This window comes from Kineococcus indalonis (assembly GCF_009906395.1).
Taxonomy (GTDB): Bacteria; Actinomycetota; Actinomycetes; order Actinomycetales; family Kineococcaceae; genus Kineococcus; species Kineococcus indalonis.
In genome coordinates, this window is record NZ_JAAALM010000771.1 from 1 (window position 1) to 1326 (window position 1326).

Genomic DNA, 1326 nt, shown 5'->3' on the forward strand with positions numbered 1-1326 from the left:
CACGGTGATGCCGGCGTCGTCGAGCGCGCGCAGCACGGCCTTCATGCGGGGCAGCGGCAGCTGGGCGTCCTCGCAGGCGGTGCGCACGGCGTGGGCGTCGACGAACCCGTGGGTGGTGCCGTGCTGCAGGAGCTCCTGGAACGGAGCGGACGCGAACTCGGGCGGGAGCGGCCGGGAGGTCGATACCGACGACACGGACTGCCTTTCGTCGTGGGCGGAACGGGACTGCGGGCAGCAGCCGACAAGGTCAACACCGGCGGGCACCGTTGCATGCCCACTGAGGACGACAAACGCCGATTCTTGCACGACGAGGCCCCGGCCGGTGCACCGCGCCGCTCCGGCGGCACCCGCGGGCCACCCCGGGGCCGGCTGCGCGTCACCCGTGCGGACGCCGCCGCGGGCCCGCCGCGAGGGGCCGGCGGCGCCCGGGCGCACCGCTCGCGCGGGGGCGCCCGGGGGTGCCGGCGCTGCTCAGTCCTCCGGCTTGACGGCCAGCACGGGGCACGGGGCGTCCAGCAGGATCCGCTGGGCGCTGGCGCCGAGGATCAGCTTGCCGACGGGCGTGCGCCGGCGCAGGCCGATGACGATGAGGGCGGCGCCGGTGCTCTCGGCGGCGTCGATCAGGTCGTCGGCGGGGTCCTCGCTGTCGGGCACCTCGCGCACCTCGTGAGCGAGGCCGGCCTCCTCCAGGCGCGCGCGCACGGCCTCGTGCACGGCCTGCAGCTGCTCGGCCTCCTGGGCGTCGGCCTCCTTGCCGGGACGGCGGCTGTGCACCACCACCAGCGGCTGGCCGAGGCGGACGGCGGCTCCGCCGGCCTGCTCCAGCGCCGCGCGCCCCTCGGGGTTGGCCACGTACCCGACGACGATCCCCATCCGCGCACCCTCCTGGACCCGGCTGCCCGGTGCCGGCCCGTCCACGGCTGGACGGCTCTCCCCGACGGCACCGCCCGGCCCGAGGGGCCGGGCGCAGCAGCGGCGACCGTACTAGACGCGCGGGGACCGGGCGCGGGCGTCCCCTCGCGGCGGGCGCGGCGGCAGGGCGGCGCGCAGCGCGGAGTCGACGAGGCGGGCCAGCCGGTGGGAGGGGTCGGCGCGCAGCGCCTCGCGCGCGCAGGCGCCCGCGCGCACCCCGTCGCCGGCCGACCAGTGCGCCCAGGCGGCCAGCGCCCACGCGCCCGCACCGCGCCGCCCGGGCGCGTGGCGGGCCAGGTGCACCGCGAGCGCCGCCACCGCCGCGGTGCGGGCGGGGTCGGGCTCGGCGTCCAGGGCGCGGTGCACCAGGGCCGCCGCGGCCGGGTCCGCCCCGACGGGGCCCGGGCCCAGCAG

The 1326-nt window shown here is 79.8% G+C and carries 2 protein-coding genes and 1 pseudogene; all 3 read right to left on the reverse strand.

Annotated elements, in window-relative coordinates; translation table 11 throughout:
• Nucleotides 1–195: pseudogene (locus GTR00_RS20985) on the reverse strand (RNA polymerase sigma factor); the annotation flags it as partial.
• Nucleotides 196–471: 276 nt separating this feature from the next.
• Nucleotides 472–873 (reverse strand): universal stress protein, encoded by a 402-nt coding sequence (locus GTR00_RS20990; protein WP_166613455.1) that lies wholly within the window; start codon nucleotides 871–873, stop codon nucleotides 472–474.
• 111 nt (nucleotides 874–984) lie between these two features.
• A partial coding sequence (locus tag GTR00_RS20995; RefSeq protein WP_166613456.1) for a DUF4192 family protein occupies nucleotides 985–1326 on the reverse strand: 342 nt, incomplete at its 5' end.

Excerpts from the sequence above, each read along its gene's own strand:
- GTR00_RS20990 (WP_166613455.1), bottom strand. The coding sequence starts at position 873 with ATGGGGATCGTCGTCGGGTACGTGGCCAACCCCGAGGGGCGCGCGGCG.